Source organism: Bradyrhizobium sp. LCT2 (assembly GCF_009931255.1).
In the GTDB taxonomy this organism is placed as follows: Bacteria; Pseudomonadota; Alphaproteobacteria; order Rhizobiales; family Xanthobacteraceae; genus Bradyrhizobium; species Bradyrhizobium diazoefficiens.
In genome coordinates this window covers 4,904,450-4,918,940 of record NZ_CP034432.1, presented here as the reverse complement: position 1 = coordinate 4,918,940, position 14,491 = coordinate 4,904,450, and the positions used below count along the sequence as shown (strand labels likewise).

Annotated in this window: 12 protein-coding genes and 1 pseudogene; 8 read left to right on the top strand and 5 right to left on the bottom strand. The window is 66.1% G+C overall.

The window, feature by feature from the left end; genetic code table 11:
* The first annotated feature begins 55 nt into the window (after positions 1-55).
* The 3 genes and pseudogenes from EI171_RS23750 to EI171_RS23740 all read left to right on the top strand — a co-directional run bounded on the left by EI171_RS23750 (position 56) and on the right by EI171_RS23740 (position 2,876).
* Positions 56-729: pseudogene (locus tag EI171_RS23750) on the top strand (response regulator).
* On the top strand, positions 726-2,102 hold the full coding sequence (locus EI171_RS23745; protein ID WP_161534821.1) for a HAMP domain-containing sensor histidine kinase: 1,377 nt from the start codon (positions 726-728) through the stop codon (positions 2,100-2,102). The pseudogene EI171_RS23750 and the gene EI171_RS23745 overlap by 4 nt, the downstream one beginning before the upstream one ends.
* 111 nt (positions 2,103-2,213) lie before the next feature.
* Entirely contained in the window at positions 2,214-2,876 is a 663-nt protein-coding gene (locus EI171_RS23740) for a class I SAM-dependent methyltransferase (RefSeq protein ID WP_161534820.1), read from the top strand.
* A 4-nt stretch (positions 2,877-2,880) separates the two neighbouring features.
* On the opposite strand, the gene EI171_RS23735 is transcribed toward EI171_RS23740, so the two are convergent.
* From EI171_RS23735 to tpiA, 3 genes are all read right to left on the bottom strand, one after another.
* Positions 2,881-4,512, bottom strand: coding sequence for a CTP synthase (locus EI171_RS23735; RefSeq protein WP_011087573.1), 1,632 nt, complete (start codon positions 4,510-4,512; stop codon positions 2,881-2,883).
* Positions 4,513-4,678: 166 nt separating this feature from the next.
* Positions 4,679-5,068, bottom strand: coding sequence for a preprotein translocase subunit SecG (secG, locus tag EI171_RS23730; RefSeq protein ID WP_011087574.1), 390 nt, complete (start codon positions 5,066-5,068; stop codon positions 4,679-4,681).
* A gap of 140 nt (positions 5,069-5,208) precedes the next feature.
* Positions 5,209-5,964, bottom strand: a complete 756-nt coding sequence (gene tpiA, locus EI171_RS23725; protein ID WP_161534819.1) for a triose-phosphate isomerase — start codon at positions 5,962-5,964, stop codon at positions 5,209-5,211.
* 225 nt (positions 5,965-6,189) lie between these two features.
* Between tpiA and EI171_RS23720 the strand changes: the two genes are divergently transcribed.
* From EI171_RS23720 to moaC, 4 genes are read left to right on the top strand one after another with little or no spacing between them, the layout of a single operon-like run.
* Complete coding sequence (locus EI171_RS23720; RefSeq protein WP_028171800.1) at positions 6,190-8,088, top strand: SurA N-terminal domain-containing protein; 1,899 nt, start codon at positions 6,190-6,192, stop codon at positions 8,086-8,088.
* 14 nt (positions 8,089-8,102) lie between these two features.
* Complete coding sequence (trpD, locus tag EI171_RS23715; protein ID WP_028171799.1) at positions 8,103-9,116, top strand: anthranilate phosphoribosyltransferase; 1,014 nt, start codon at positions 8,103-8,105, stop codon at positions 9,114-9,116.
* Positions 9,117-9,123: 7 nt separating this feature from the next.
* Complete coding sequence (trpC, locus tag EI171_RS23710; RefSeq protein WP_161534818.1) at positions 9,124-9,942, top strand: indole-3-glycerol phosphate synthase TrpC; 819 nt, start codon at positions 9,124-9,126, stop codon at positions 9,940-9,942.
* 1 nt (position 9,943) lies between these two features.
* The gene (gene moaC, locus EI171_RS23705) at positions 9,944-10,462 is read left to right on the top strand and encodes a cyclic pyranopterin monophosphate synthase MoaC (protein ID WP_161534817.1); all 519 of its coding nucleotides are present in this window, start codon (positions 9,944-9,946) and stop codon (positions 10,460-10,462) included.
* 11 nt (positions 10,463-10,473) lie between these two features.
* On the opposite strand, the gene EI171_RS23700 is transcribed toward moaC, so the two are convergent.
* Positions 10,474-10,638 carry a Flp family type IVb pilin gene (locus tag EI171_RS23700; protein ID WP_028171796.1) on the bottom strand — a complete coding sequence of 55 codons (165 nt, stop codon included), beginning with the start codon at positions 10,636-10,638 and terminating at the stop codon, positions 10,474-10,476.
* Between the two features lie 312 nt (positions 10,639-10,950).
* On the opposite strand from EI171_RS23700, the gene EI171_RS23695 reads away from it, so the two are divergent.
* Positions 10,951-13,683 carry an EAL domain-containing protein gene (locus tag EI171_RS23695; RefSeq protein ID WP_161534816.1) on the top strand — a complete coding sequence of 911 codons (2,733 nt, stop codon included), beginning with the start codon at positions 10,951-10,953 and terminating at the stop codon, positions 13,681-13,683.
* Here EI171_RS23695 and EI171_RS23690 read toward each other — a convergent pair.
* Complete coding sequence (locus EI171_RS23690) at positions 13,680-14,291, bottom strand: RNA polymerase sigma factor (RefSeq protein WP_161534815.1); 612 nt, start codon at positions 14,289-14,291, stop codon at positions 13,680-13,682. The genes EI171_RS23695 and EI171_RS23690 overlap by 4 nt on opposite strands.
* Between the last annotated feature and the right edge of the window lie 200 nt (positions 14,292-14,491).

The following is a 14,491-nucleotide window of genomic DNA, read 5'->3' as shown; positions in this document are numbered from 1 at the left end:
TGCCGCAATGATCGGGCCGCTAGAATGGCTTTAGTTGAAGCCTAGGTGCCGGATCATGCGGATTTTGCTCGTCGAGGATGAGGCGGAGATGGCGGGCGCGCTGGCGTCGGCGCTGAAGCGCTACGACATGTGGTAGACCATGCCCCTACCCTTGCCGACGCGGAAGAGGCCATTTCCGCCGACGTCCATGTCGCGGTCCTGCTCGACCGCCAGCTCCCCGACGGCGACGGCCTTGCGCTGATTCCGAAGCTCCGGGCGCGCGCCGACGGCGTGCCGATCATCGTCCTGACCGCGCGCGGCGAGCTCGCCGACCGGATCGCCGGGCTCGACAGCGGCGCCGACGATTATCTGGCCAAACCGTTCGCGGTCGAGGAGCTGCTGGCGCGCCTGCGCGCCGTGATGCGGCGCCCCGCGGGACTTACGCCGGATGTCATCCGCGCAGGCCGCCTCGCCTTCGATGTCGGCCATCGCGAGGCGAGCATCGACGGCCAGCCGTTCGAGCTGCCGCGTCGCGAGCTGTTGGTGCTCGAGGCGTTGATCCGCCGCATCGGCCGCACCGTGATACGCTCGGCGCTGGAAGAGGCCGTCTACAATTTCGACGACGAGATCCAGTCGAACGCGCTGGACACGCATATCTCGCGGCTGCGCCGCAAGCTCGCCGAGGCGGATGCCGGCATCGAGATCCACGGCATTCGCGGCGTCGGCTATCTCCTGAAGAAGCTGCCATGAGCAGGCACGACGATCCCTACTGCCTGCGCTCGCGCCTGAGCTGGCGCCTGCTCTCGCTCCAGGCCGCGCTGCTCCTGGCCCTGGTTGCCGTCGTCGTCGGAGCGCTGTGCGCGTCAGGACTTGTGCTCGCCGAGCGCGACGAGGATCGCGTGATCGACGTCGTGCAGCACGCACTGACGCGCGACGCACAGGGCGGCCTGACCGTGCGGCCGACGCCCGAGCTCAAACAATTGCGTACCGAGACACCAGACCTTTGGTTCCTGGTCCGCGACCGGCAGGGACATTCGCTCGCCGAAGGTGCCGTGCCGGCCGAATTCGCTGCGATCGGCGGCGGCCTCGACCAGATCAGCCAGGCGCGGCTCGGCTGGCAGCTGTTCGAGGACGATCCGCGCAAGCCGGCGGCGCGGCTGAAGCGGGTCGACACCGAGGCCGGCAATGTGCAGGTCATCACGGCGACACAGGGCCGGCTGACCGGCGCCAAGGCGCTGGTCATGACATCGCTTGCGTTCCTCGGCATCGCCCTGCCAGGCCTGCTTCTGATGGGAACCGCGACCTTCATCGCGACACCGATGATCGTGCGGCGCGCCTTCAGAGGGCTTGATACGACCGCGGACCAGGCGCGTCGTATCGACATCCATCAGCGCGGCGCGCGTCTGTCGGTGGAGAGAATTCCGCTGGAGGTCGTACCGCTCGTGACTGCGGTCAATGACGCGCTGGCGCGGCTCGACCAAGGCTATGCCCGCCACAAGCGTTTCGTCGCCGACGCCGCGCACGAGCTGCGCACGCCGATCGCGATCCTCAACACGCGCCTGGAGTCGCTTGCCCCGGGGCCGGACAAGACCCGGCTGCTGGAAGATGCCGCGCGGCTGGCGACGCTTGCCGAGCAGTTGCTGGACATTCAGCGGCTCGACCGCTGCGGCCATCCTTTCGCGCGCGTCGACCTTGTCCGGGTCGCGCAAGGCGCGGCTGCCGACCTCGCGCCGCTGGCGATTGCCGGCGGCTACGAGCTGGCGCTCGATGCACCCACGACGCCGATCGAGACGATCGGTGACGCGGCCGCGTTGGAACGCGCGCTGACCAACCTCGTGCAAAATGCGATTCAGCACGGCCCTCGCCGCGGCACCATCGGCATTCGCGTCAGCAGACCCGCGAGCATCGAAGTCACGGACGAAGGTCCCGGCATTCCCGTCGGACAACGCGAGCAGATCTTCGAGCCGTTCTACCGGCTGACGCCGCTCGATCGCGGTGCCGGCCTCGGCCTCAACATGGTGCGCGAGATCGTGCAGCTGCATGGCGGCCACGTCTCGGTCACGGACGGGCCGGACGGCGGCGCCTGTTTCAGAATAACGCTGCGGCCGATCCCGCAGGATTGATTCAATCCGCGTGCGCCCCTCACAGCGCAATGCTGTCGCAATGCACGGCCGTGACACTGCATCCGCTTCACCTCCGATCTTTCGAGGTGCAACCAAGATGCCGGAGTGCGCATGCCCAACGATTTCCTCTCCTTCTTCCTGTCCTGGATGTCGGCCCCGCGCCGGGTCGGCGCGATCGCGCCGTCAGGCGCGGCGCTCGCCGATCTGATCACGCGCGAGATCACGGCATCGACCGGTCCGATCCTCGAGCTCGGCCCCGGCACCGGGGCATTCACCTACAACCTCCTGAAACGCGGCGTCCGCCAGCAGGACCTCACGCTGATCGAATACGGCTCCGACTTCATGAAGCTCCTGCAAGTGCGCTTTCCCAACGCGCGCGTCTTGTGGATGGATGCGGGGCGGCTGACGACGGAGCGCCTCTATGACGGCGCGCCCGTCGGCGCGGTCGTGAGCGGGCTGCCGCTGCTCAACATGTCGACGCGCAAGGTCGTCTCGATCGTCAGCGGCGCGTTCAGCTATGTGCGCCCCGGCGGCGCATTCTACCAGTTCACCTACGGCATGAGCTGCCCGGTGCCGCGGCCGATTCTCGATCGGCTGGGCTTACGCGCCACGCTGGTCGATCGCGCCCTGCTGAACATGCCGCCCGCCGCCGTCTACAAGCTGACACGGCGGCCGCAGATGAAGCTCGTCACGGGATCGCTTGCGCCGGCCCCCTCGACGCGAGTCGCCTTGGAGCCGATACATCACGCGCGCGACTACTCCGCCGCGCGCTGAGTCATCAGACCAGCCGGCTCTGCACCATCGCCGCCTGAATGAAGGAGGCGAAGAGAGGATGCGGCTCAAAAGGCCGCGACTTCAGTTCGGGATGGAACTGGACGCCGATGAACCAGGGATGATCCTCGTATTCGACGATCTCCGGCAGGACGCCGTCGGGCGACAGCCCTGAGAATTTCAGGCCGTGCTGCTCGAGGCGGTCCTTGTAGGCGGTGTTCACCTCGTAGCGATGGCGGTGGCGCTCGGAAATCTCGGTCGCTCCGCCATAGACCTGCGAGACGCGGCTGCCGCGGTTGAGTGCCGCGGGATAGGCGCCGAGCCGCATCGTGCCGCCGAGATCGCCGGCCTGCGAGCGCTTCTCGAGCTCGTTGCCGCGCAGCCATTCCGTCATCAGGCCGACCAGGGGCTCCTTGGTCGGGCCGAATTCGGTGGAGTTGGCGTCCTCGATGCCGACGAGATTGCGCGCGGCCTCGATCACCGCCATCTGCATGCCGAAGCAGATGCCGAAATACGGCACGTCGCGCTCGCGCGCGAACTGCGCCGCGCGGATCTTGCCTTCCGCGCCGCGCTGACCGAATCCGCCCGGCACCAGGATGCCGTTGACGTGCTCGAGGAACGGCGCGGGATCTTCCTTCTCGAAGATCTCGCTCTCGATCCAGTCGAGATTGACCTTCACCTTGTTGGCGATGCCGCCGTGCGACAGCGCCTCGATCAGCGACTTATACGCATCTTTCATGCCGGTGTATTTGCCGACGATGGCGATGGTGACGTTGCCTTCGGGATTGCGGACGCGTTCGTTGATCTGCTGCCAGCTCCGCAGCTCCGGCGGAATCCGCGAGGCGATGCCGAAGGCGGCGAGCACCTCGTCGTCGAGGCCCGCGTTGTGGTAGGCCTCAGGGACAGCATAGATGTTGTCGACGTCGCGCGCCTCGATCACCGCGCTTTCACGGACGTTGCAGAACAGCCCGAGCTTGCGCCGCTCTTCCTTCGGGATCTCGCGGTCGGTGCGGCAGAGCAGGATGTCCGGCTGGATGCCGATCGAACGCAGCTCCTTCACCGAGTGCTGCGTCGGCTTCGTCTTCAATTCGCCTGCGCTCGGAATGTAGGGCAGCAGCGTGAGGTGGATGTAGACGGCATGATCGCGCGGCAGATCGTTCTTGAGCTGGCGGATCGCCTCGAAGAACGGCAGGCCCTCGATGTCGCCGACGGTGCCGCCGATCTCGACCAGCACGAAGTCGTAGTCGTCATTGCCGTCGAGGACGAATTCCTTGATGGCGTTGGTGACGTGCGGAACCACCTGGATGGTCGCGCCGAGATAATCGCCGCGGCGCTCCTTGGTGATGATGTCCTGGTAGATGCGCCCCGTCGTGATGTTGTCGGCCTTGGTCGCTGGCCGCCCGGTGAAGCGCTCGTAGTGACCGAGATCGAGATCGGTCTCCGCGCCGTCATCGGTCACGAACACTTCGCCGTGCTGATACGGCGACATCGTTCCGGGATCGAGGTTGAGATAGGGGTCGAGCTTACGGAGGCGGACCTTGTAGCCCCGGGCCTGCAACAGCGCACCGAGTGCCGCTGAAGCCAAACCCTTGCCGAGCGAAGAAACCACGCCGCCGGTGATGAATATGTACCGCGCCATGGGACTTAACCTCTAATCCCTCGAATTCGATTCGCCAAAGCGATTCGTATTCCGCCCCAAAGATTTTGCGGGCCTGTGGGTGAGCCAGAACTAAGAATGGTAACAGAGCCTTGATGGGGATTGTTGACGCAGGACGGTAGAAGCCGTCCTGCATGGCCCCCCTGCTTTATTGCGAGCGAGGCACCTGCGGGCCGCTCGGCGCTGCGGGGGCCTGCTGCTGCTCGTCGGCCTTCTTCAGCGAATCCAGGATGCCGCCCGAGGTCGGCGGCGCAATCGGCGATCCGCCGGCCGGCTGGCCCTGCGATGCCGGCTGGCCAATGATCGACGAAGGCGCGCGGTTGTAGCCGGCGTACCAGGACAGGAACAGGCTGGTCACGAAGAAGCCGGCGGCGAGGATCGCGGTCGTCCGCGACAGAAGATTCGCGGTGCCGCGGCTCGACATGAAGCCCGCGCCTCCGCCCATGCCGAGGCCGCCGCCTTCCGACTTCTGGAGCAGGACGGCGCCGATCATGACGGCGACGATCATGAGATGGATGACGATGACAACAGTCTGCATAGTGCCCTTCCGTCACAAGCCGACAGCGCCGAGACGGCGGCCGATCGCGCTTCGCGGGTTTTCCTGAAGTTGCGCGGTGTTACACGATCGGAAACGGCATTGCCACCCCCGATCGGGTCCAGACCAACGGTTTGGGTTAGCTAGGGGCAGCCCTTGGCGATCGCAAGGAAATCGGCCGCCTTGAGGCTGGCGCCGCCGACCAGAGCTCCGTTGACGTTCTTCACGGCCATCAGTTCGGCCGCGTTCGAGGGCTTGACCGAACCGCCGTAGAGGATCCGCATCTTCGCCCCGTCCACGCTAAACCGGGAGGTCAGGAACTCCCGGATAAACCCATGAATCTGCTCGACATCCTGGGCCGTGGGGGTCAGGCCGGTGCCGATTGCCCAGACTGGCTCATAGGCCACGACCAGGTTGACCGCGGTAGAGCCGTCCGGCAGCGAACCGTCGAGCTGGCCGCGCAGGATGTCCAGGGTCTGGCCGGCATCGCGCTGGGCTTGCGTCTCGCCGATGCAGACGATCGCCGTCACCCCGGCCCGCCAGGCGGCTTCCGCCTTCTGCCGCACCAAAGCATCGCCCTCGCCGTGGTCGGCGCGACGCTCGGAATGGCCGACGATGATGGCAGTCGCGCCGGCATCCGCCAGCATTTCGGCGGCGATATCGCCGGTATGGGCGCCGGAGGCCTTGGGGTGGCAATCCTGGGCCCCAACCGCGACCTTCTTGCCGCGCGCCTTGTCGGCAAAGGCCGCGATCAGAGTCGCCGGCGGGCAGACCAGCAGATCGGCCTTGGCGGCCACGTCTGCCGCGCCATTGAGCATGGCGTCGAATTCGGCAGCGGAGGCCTTCAGGCCGTTCATTTTCCAGTTGCCGGCGATCAGCGGTCGGATGGCGTCGGTCATGTCAATTTCCAGCAAAATGAGGTTTGTGCATGCGCTAGCAGAGGTGCCGCGGCAGTTCCAGAGACCTAAGGGCTTTTAACCGCAGCTTCGCGAGGCCGCGTGACCTGAGGTTGCGGGGGGAAAGCCGCCACTTTATGATGATCTATCAATTTGGTGACGCGCTTTTTTGCGGAATCTGCATTAAGACGCGCTCCCGTTCCCCTCCTGCCAAACAAGTTGGACCAAATGCTTCGAGGAATGCGCAAGGCCTCATCAAACTGGCTCGGCAAGACCATTATGGCCGTGGTGATGGGCGTGTTGATCATCAGTTTCGGCATTTGGGGCATCGCCGACATCTTCCGCGGCTTCGGACAGTCCACGGTGGCCAAGATCGGCCGAACCGAGATTTCGCTGAACGAGTTCCGCCAGATCTATACCGACCGCCTGCAACAGATCAGCCGCCAGTTCGGCCGTCCGCTGACGCCTGATCAGGCCCGCGCCTTCGGCCTCGACCGTCAGGTGCTCCAGCAGACGATCGCGGAAGCCGCCCTCGACGAAGAGGCGCGCCGGCTCGGGCTCGGCCAGTCCGACGACCAGATCCGCCAGGTCATCATGAACGACCCCAACTTCAAGGGCGTCGGCGGCAGCTTCGATGCGAACCGCTTCCAGGCCGTGATCCGCAACTTCGGCTATACCGAGCAGCGCTACGTGTCCGAACAGCGCAAGGTGTCGCTGCGCCGGCAGCTCACCGGCACGATCGGCGCGGGTCTCGAGCCGCCGAAGGCGATGATCGACGTGCTGACGCGCTTCCAGAACGAGCAGCGCGCCATTGAGTTCGCACGGCTCGACGCCGCGCAGGCAGGCACCATCGATGCGCCCTCGCCCGAGGCGCTCGCCGCCTATTTCGAGGATCACAAGGTCCAGTTCCGCGCGCCCGAATATCGCAAGATCGCCTTCGTCGTGATCTCGCCGGAAGAGATCGGCAAGTGGAGCGAAGTCTCCGACGAGGACGCGAAGAAACTGTTCGACCAGCGCAAGGACCGGCTCGGCACGCCCGAGAAGCGCCAGATCCACCAGATCGTGTTTCCCAACGCGGCCGAGGCGCAGACCGCGCGCGAGCGCCTCGCCGGTGGAATGTCGTTCGAGGATCTCGGCAAGGAGCGCGGACTGAGCGCATCCGACGTCGATCTCGGGCTCGTGACCAAATCGTCGCTCGACCCGGCGGTTGGCGATGCCGCCTTCGCGCTCCCCGCAGGTGAAATCAGCCAGCCGATCCAGGGCCGTCTCGGCACCGCGATCGTCAAGGTCGACAAGATCGAGCCGGGCGTCGAGGCGAACTACGCTAGCCTCGTCGGCGACATCAAGCGCGAGATCGCCACCGAGCGCGCGCGCGTCAAGGTCGCCGATCTCCGCGACAAGATGGAAGACGAGCGCGGTGGCGGCGCCAGCGTGATCGACGCGGCGCAGAAGCTCGGCCTCACCGCCGTCACCATCGACGCCGTCGACCGCTCCGGCCGCGCCCCGAACGGCCAGCCGGTCGCCAACATCCCGCAGGGCCTCGACGTGGTATCGCAGGCCTTCAATACCGACGTCGGCGTCGACAATGACGCGATCTCGTTCAAGGGCGGCTACGTCTGGTACGACGTGCTCGCCATCACGCCCTCGCGCGATCGCAACCTCGACGAGGTCCGCGACCAGGTCGAGGCGCGCTGGCGCCAGGACCAGATCGCGACCAAGCTGAAGGCCAAGGCAACCGAGATGGTGCAGAAGCTCGAAGCGGGCGGCAAGCTTGCCGATGAAGCCGCCGCGGTCGGCGCCAAGGTCGAGACCGCGACCGGCTTCAAGCGCGACGACTCGCCCGCCGGCGTGCCCGCGACCGTCGTTGCGGCCGCCTTCCGCACCGCCAAGGACGGCGTCGGACAGACGCCCGTGAGCGGCGGCAGCGAGGTGATCGTCTTCCGCGTCACCGACATCGTCGATCCCACGGTCGACGCCGCCTCCGACGCGGTGAAGAAGCTGAAGGAGAGCCTCGACCGGGCGCAGACCGAGGAGCAGGTCGCTTCCTACGTCAACAAGCTTGAAACCGACATCGGGACCACCATTAATCAGGCCGCCTTCGCGCAGGTGACCGGCGCGAACCAGTGAGTTGAAAGCACGCGATGGACGACCTGAAATCGATCATTGGAAAAGTGGCGACCGGCGCCAGCCTGTCGCGTGACGAAGCGGCTTCCGCCTTCGACGCCATGATGTCGGGCGAAGCCACCCCCTCGCAGATGGGTGGCCTCTTGATGGCGCTGCGGGTGCGCGGCGAGACCGTGGACGAGATCACCGGCGCGGTCGCGGCGATGCGCTCCAAGATGCTGACCGTGACCGCACCGCCGGACGCCGTCGACATCGTCGGCACCGGCGGCGACGGCTCCGGCTCGGTCAACGTCTCGACCTGCGCCTCATTCATCGTCTCGGGCGCCGGCGTGCCGGTGGCCAAGCACGGCAACCGCGCGCTGTCGTCGCGCTCGGGCGCCGCCGACGTGCTGGCTTCGCTCGGGGTGAGGATCGACCTCAGGCCGGAGCAGGTCGGGCGCTGCGTGCGCGAATGCGGCATCGGCTTCATGTTCGCCCCTGCCCATCATCCCGCGATGAAGAATGTCGGCCCGACCCGGGTCGAGCTCGCCACCCGCACGATCTTCAACCTGCTCGGACCGTTGTCCAATCCGGCCGGCGTGAAGCGGCAGATGGTCGGCGTGTTCTCGCGGCAATGGGTGCAGCCGCTGGCGCAGGTGCTCAAGAACCTCGGCTCTGAATCCGCCTGGGTGGTGCACGGCTCCGACGGCCTCGACGAAATCACCCTCACCGGCCCGACTTTCGTATCCTCGCTCCACAATGGCGAGATCAGGAACTTCGAGGTGACGCCGGAGGAAGCGGGGCTGCCGCGCTGCGAGCCCGGTGCGCTCAAGGGCGGTGACGCCGACGCCAATGCGATTGCGCTGCAAAGCGTGCTCAACGGCAAGCCGAGCGCCTACCGCGACGTGGCGCTGATGAACGCGGCCGCCGCGCTGGTCGTGGCCGGGCGTGCCAAGGACCTCAAGGAGGGCGTCGCGATCGGCGCGAAATCGCTCGACAGCGGCGCAGCCAACGCGCGGCTGAAGCATCTGATCGCGGTCTCCAACGGCTGAGCCTGACATGTCGGACATCCTGACCAAGATCGAGACGTACAAGCGCGAAGAGATCGCCGCCGCTAAGCGCGCGCAGCCGCTCTCCGTCGTCGAAGAGGCGGCCAAGGCGCAAGGAGCACCGCGCGGCTTCCTGCGCGCCATCAAGGCTAAGCATTCCGGCGGCGACTTCGCGCTGATCGCCGAGGTCAAGAAGGCCTCGCCGTCGAAGGGGCTGATCCGCGCCGATTTCGATCCGCCACAGCTTGCCAAGGCCTATGAGGCCGGCGGCGCCGCCTGCCTCTCGGTGCTGACGGACACGCCGTCGTTCCTGGGCCATCTCGACTTCATGGTGGCCGCGCGTGCGGCGACGTCACTGCCGGTGCTGCGCAAGGATTTCATGTTCGACGCCTATCAGGTGGTCGAAGCCCGCGCGCATGGCGCCGACTGCATCCTGATCATCATGGCCGCGCTCGACGACGCCACCGCCAAGGACCTGGAAGACACAGCTATCGCCTATGGCATGGATGTGCTGATCGAGATCCATGACCGCGCCGAGCTCGACCGCGCGCTCAAGCTGCGCTCGCCGATGATCGGCGTCAACAACCGGAACCTGCGCACCTTCGAGACCACGCTCGCGACCAGCGAAGCGTTGGCGCCGCTGATTCCCGGGGACAGGCTGATGGTCGGCGAGAGCGGCATCTTCACGCCCGCCGACCTCGCCCGGCTCGAGCACGTCGGCATGTCGACCTTCCTGGTCGGCGAGAGCCTGATGCGGCAGGCTGACGTGACCGCCGCCACGCGTACGCTGCTCGCGCGCGAGACAGCCCGCGCGACCGGTACGCGCTGACATGGCGCGCAAGCCGTCCAAGACAAGGCCGTCGAAAACAAAGTCCGGCCCTGCCCTCACCCATATCGGCGCCTCCGGCGAGGCGCGGATGGTGGACGTCTCGGACAAGCCCGCGACCGAACGGCTTGCGGTCGCGGAAGGCCGCGTCCTCATGACCAGGGCGACGCTGGACCTGATCGTCTCGGGCAATGCCAAGAAGGGCGACGTGCTCGGCACCGCGCGCATCGCCGGCATCATGGCCGCCAAGCGCACCTCGGAGCTGATCCCGCTCTGCCATCCGCTCGCGCTGTCGAAGGTCACGGTCGATATCGAGCCCGACGCGAAGCTGCCGGGCTGCCTCGTCCGTGCCAGCGTGAAGGTGACGGGCCCGACCGGCGTCGAGATGGAGGCGCTCACGGCCGTGTCCGTCGCCTGCCTCACCATCTACGATATGATCAAGGCGGTCGAGCGCGGCGTGCGCATCGAGGGCATCCATCTCGTCGAGAAGCTCGGCGGCAAGTCCGGCCACTACCGCGCCTGACCGCGCGGTTCTCACTTCAGCGAAGTGCTGATCGATCCGAATTTCGTGTTGAGCTTGCTGCCCATGCCGTTCACGACGGTGATGACCGCAAGCGCGATGCCGGCTGCAATGAGCCCGTATTCGATCGCGGTCGCGCCACGCTCGTCGGCGAGGAAGTTCTTCAAGGTGTTTTTCATCGTCGCGCCCTCTCTGTGTCGTTGGCATGCGTGTTCGCCAATCACGTGCCAACGCCGGCTTGAGGATCGTCAGCATGTTAGATGGTTAAGCCTTGGTTGATCATCGTGCGGCCGGCAGGAATTGACAGGCATCGCAGGATCCTTGCGGCAATTCCTGCACGTCCTGCATCCCGCGTATCGATTGCTTTTGCCTGTGGGCATTCATGTCGCATTAACCGCGCTTCCTAACTTCGCCTCCACACCGTTCCCGTAAACCAACGGATGTTTTGAGGATCAAGAATTGATCCTGGCGTGTGCGCGGCAACGATCCACATGATGACGAAATACGGCAGTCGCCTCTTTGACCAGGTCTTCGTGCGCAGCGGGCCGATCCGCTGGCTGGTCGTTGGCGGCACGCTGCTGATCGCCGCGATCGCCGTCGGCGCGGTCCTGATGGCGCAGAACTTCCGCGAGCGCGCGCTGCGCAACTCCGGCCGCGAGCTCGAAAACACCGTGCTGATGCTCGCCCATCATTTCGACCAGCAATTGCAGGATTTCGCGGTCATCCAGAAGGATTTTGTCGACCACGTTCGCACGATCGGCATTGCCAGCGCGGAAGACTATCGCAAGCGCCTTTCCGGCCAGGACATCCACCGCCTGCTGCGCTCGAAGATCGAGGCGCTTCCCTACATGGGCGGCGTCAACGTCATCGACGCCGAAGGCAATCTGATCAACTCGTCGACGGCGTGGCCGGCTCCGAAGGTCAACGTCGCCGACCGCGCCTATTTCCGCACCTTCCGATATGCCCCCGATGCGCCCGACGTCCTGATCGAGCCGGTGCACAGCCGCATCTCGGGCGCCTGGACCATCCTGATCGTCCGCAAGATCGTCGGCCCGAACGGCGAGTTCATGGGCGTGGTCGGACGCGGCATCGAGCCGGCCAATTTCGAGAAATTCTTCGAGTCCGTCGTGCTCGGCGAAGGCGCGACCATCTCGATGCTGCATCGTGACGGCACGCTGCTCGCCCGCTACCCGCATTCGGGCGAATTGATGGGACGGAACTTCAGGAACGGCCCGTTCTCGCAGCAGCGAGTCTTCGGCCTCGACCATTTTGCCGGACGTTTCGTCAGCCCCGTCGACGGCGAGGACCGCCTGATCGCCTCGCACGCCCTGCCCCACTTCCCGATCCTGATGATGGCCACCACGACGCGCGCGGCGGCCCTGACGGACTGGCGCGAGCAGATCGGCATCCTGATCTCGGTCGCCGCCTCTTCCGCGCTCGCCATCGCCGGCGTGCTGATCGCGATCGTGCGCAAGCTTCTGGAGCAGCACCGCCTCTCGCGGGAACGGCTGACGCTGGAAAAGCAGCGTCTCGACCGCGCCGTCAACAACATGACCCAGGGCCTGCTGCTGTTCGACGCCGAGCAGCGGCTCGTGGTGTGCAACCAACGCTATATCGAGATGTACGGCCTGTCGCCCGAGGTGGTGAAGCCCGGCTCCAGCTTCCATGACATCATCGCCCACCGCAGCGCGACCGGCTCGTTCACCGGCGACGTCGACGGCTATGTCGCGCGCGTGCTGGGCGACATCCACGCGCGCAACTCCATGGTGGTCGACACCGCCGACGGGCGCTCGATCCACATCCTCAACGAGCCGCTCGCGGACGGCGGCTGGGTGGCAACGCACGAGGACATCACCGAGCGCCGGCGCATCGAGGAGCGCATCACCCACCTCGCCCATTATGACGCGCTGACCGACCTGCCCAACCGCGCCATGTTCCACGAGCATCTGCGCCAGGAGCTGGCCGCCATCACCGACGGCGAAGAGATCGCGGTGCATTACATCGACATCGACGAGTTCAAGGGCGTCAACGACGCGCTCGGCCACCTCGTCGGCGACGAGCTCCTGAAATCGGTCGCAACGAGCCTCAGCCGCTGCGCGGGCCCGGCGGATTTCGTGGCGCGGCTTGGCGGCGACGAATTTGCCATCGTGCAGGGCGCGGTGACGTCGCCGGACCAGGTCAACGATCTCGTCGCCCGGGTCTTCCAGGCCATCCGCGCTCCCTTCGACTGCATGGGCCATCATCTCACCACCGACGCCAGCATCGGCATCGCGCTGGCGCCCGGACACGGCACGGTGCTGGATCAGATCCTGAAGAACGCGGACCTGGCGATGTACGCCGCCAAATCCGCCGGACGCCGCACCTATCGCTTCTTCGAGCCGGAGATGGACGCCAAGGTCCGCGAGCGGCGGCAGCTCGAGATCGACCTGCGCCACGCCATCGCCCAAGGGGGGCTCGAAGGCGGCCTCGAGGTCTATTACCAGCCCTGCCTCGGCCTGAAGGACGACCGCATCACCGGCTGCGAGGCGCTGGTACGCTGGCGCCATCCCGAGCGCGGCATGGTCTCGCCGGTCGAGTTCATCCCGATCGCGGAGGATACCGGCCTGATCAACGAGATCGGCGAATGGGTGCTGGCCACCGCCTGCCGCGACGCCGCAAGCTGGCCCGACGACATCCGCCTCGCCGTCAACGTCTCGCCGGTGCAGTTCAAGAGCGGCACGCTGGCGCTGAAGATCATGGCGGCGCTCGCCGCCTCCAATTTTCCGGCCAGCCGGCTCGAGCTCGAGATCACCGAGGCGGTGCTGATCCGCGACGACGACACCGCGCTGGCGATCCTGCACCAGCTCCGCGCCATCGGCGTGCGCATCGCGCTCGACGATTTCGGCACCGGCTACTCCTCGCTGAGCTACCTGCACCGCTTCCCGTTCGACAAGATCAAGATCGACCGCTGCTTCGTCAACGACATCGCCGGTCCCGACGGCTCCGCCAGCATCGTCCAGGCCGTCGTCAATCTGGCGGCCGCCCGCCGCATGACCACCACCGCCGAGGGCGTCGAGACCGAGGAGCAGCAGCGCCTGCTCCGCACGCTCGGCTGCTCCGAAATGCAGGGGTATCTGTTCAGCGCCGCAAAGCCGGCGGACAAGGTGCTGGAGCTGTTCGCACTGCATCGCAGCCGGCTCGCCCAGCGCGGCGGCAACGCGAGTCGCCGCCGCGAGGCAGGCTAGGTCGGACCTCGGTTATCAGCGCAGCGGCATTCCCAGAAGCTTTCCTCCAAACACACAACGCAGGTCTGCTCCAGACGCACCTTCAGGGCGTGCCGGGCGCGATGAAGGCGGACGGTCAGGTTGTTGACGGTCACTCCCAGATCGGCCGCAACCAGCTCCCGCGGCTCACCGGCGAGATCCACCCTTCTGATGACTTCGGCATGCTCCGGCTTCAGCAGGGACAGGTGGGTATGAAGACACTCGCAGACCGCGGCATTCGCAGCGGAATCCTGATCGGCTGCAAGACGGTCGTTGAGCTCATGCGGAAAAGGCATCTCGCGAGTCCTGCTCCTTGATGCCTGGCGGTGAAAGTCTGCGATGGACGTGGCTAGGACCCTGCTCAGCCAGCCTCGAACCGAGTCCGCATCACGAATGTCGCCGGATCGCTCCAGTGCACGCAACATGAACGCCTGGAGCACCTCCTCCGCTTCCGCCTTCCCGCCAAAACGCCGCTGCAAATAATTGCGAAGGCGATCGTAGCTGCCGACGAGGGCAGCACGAACGACTGCCTCCTGCACTTCCAGGGTGCCGGCTGTCAGCATCGGCAGATTCTCGTTCGGCGATTTCATGACCCATCGTCCTTGCATGACATTCGGTAGATCGCTTCGTTGGAGCGGGAACGCGACGGCGCGGCTGCCATCAGCCGGTGCGGCAGCCTCCCGAACAGGGGGCGCGAGCGATCGCTGCGACAGCGGCGCTCACGTGGCGACCTCTGTTTCCGCAAACCGGCGATCGCTCTTTCGGCGTTCTTCCTCTCAGCACGCAGCGT